This window comes from Streptomyces sp. NPDC020731 (assembly GCF_044334705.1).
GTDB lineage: Bacteria > Actinomycetota > Actinomycetes > Streptomycetales > Streptomycetaceae > Streptomyces.
In genome coordinates, this window is record NZ_JBIRTN010000054.1 from 1 (window position 1) to 1,330 (window position 1,330).

Below are 1,330 nucleotides of genomic sequence, written 5' to 3' on the forward strand. Positions count from 1 at the left end.
TGAACCGTTCCGGGTTCGGTAGAGATCTCAGTTGTTGGGTGTGACCTGGGGTTTCGTGGTTGCGAGGTAGTGGGTGGTCTCGTATTCGACGGGCGGGACGTGGCCTATCTCACCGTGGAGTCGTCGGTGGTTGTACCAGTCGATGTACTCGGCGGTGGCGAGCTCGATGTCGGACAGCGTCTTCCACGGCCGTCGGGGCTTGATCAGTTCGGTCTTGAACAGCCCGATCGTGCTCTCCATCAGGGCGTTGTCGTAGGCGTCGCCGACCGATCCGATGGAGGCGGCGATGCCGGCGGCCTCCAGGTGGTCGGCGAGCCGGAAACTCGTGTACTGCGACCCGGCATCGGAGTGATGGATCAACTCGCCTGGCTGAACGGGATGTTGGTCACGGTCGCGCTGCCAGATCGCCATCTCCAGGGCATCCAGCACGAAGACCGTTTCCTTCACGGTGGCCGCCGACCAGCCGACGATCCGGCGGGAGAAGGTGTCCACGACGAAGGCGACGTAGACGACGCCGGCCCACGTTCTGACATGGGTGAAGTCCGCGACCCAGCAGCGGTTCGGGGCGCCGGCGACGAAGTTGCGGTCGACGAGGTCGGGAGCCCGCCCGGCCTGGCCGCCGGGAAGCGTGGTGATCACGCGCCGGCCGCGGACGGCGCCGGTGATGCCGAGCTCGCGCATCAGGCGTTCGACGGTGCAGCGGGCCACGGCCTGGCCCTGCCGGTTCAGCTCCCGCCAGATCTTCCTGGCCCCGTAGACGCGGTAGTTGGCCTCGAAGACCTCGCTGATGTGCTCCTTCAGTTCGGCGTCCCGCACGGTCCTGGCGGACGGCGCGGTCCGGCGTTTGTGGTGGGCGTAGTAGGTGGCAGGGGCGATCTTGCAGTCGTGCATCGTCAGCACGCGGCAGATCGGCTCGACACCGCCGAAGCGGTCCTTGTGCTCGTCGATGAAGGCTACGAGCGTATGTGTGGCCGGTCGAGCTCGGCCGCGAAGAAAGACGCCGCGGCTTTGAGGATCTCGTTCGCCCGCTTGAGCTCGGCGTTCTCCTTCTTCAGCCGCTTCAGCTCGGCAGACTCCTCCGTCGTCGTCCCCGGCCGGCTGCCTGCGTCGATCTGGTCCTGCCGCACCCACTTGCGCAGCGTCTCGGTCGTGCCGATCCCGAGCTTCGCGGCGACCGCTTTCATCGCGGCCCACTCGGTGTCGTAGTCGGGCCGCACCTCGGCGACCATGCGCACCGCACGACGGCGCAGCTCAAGCGGGTACTGGGAAGGACGTGCCATGACTCGATCCTCTCAAATGATCGAGTCCCTACCGAACCCGGAACGGTTCA

At 66.5% G+C, this 1,330-nt stretch carries 1 protein-coding gene; it reads right to left on the reverse strand.

Translation table 11 applies throughout. From position 1 onward, the window contains the following. Positions 1-27 precede the first annotated feature (27 nt). Positions 28-1,280, reverse strand: a protein-coding gene (locus tag ACH4VX_RS35595; protein ID WP_398373471.1) for an IS3 family transposase whose coding sequence is annotated in 2 segments (ribosomal slippage) — positions 28-998 and positions 998-1,280 — 1,254 coding nt in all. Because the reading frame shifts where the segments join, the coding sequence is not laid out codon by codon here. Between the last annotated feature and the right edge of the window lie 50 nt (positions 1,281-1,330).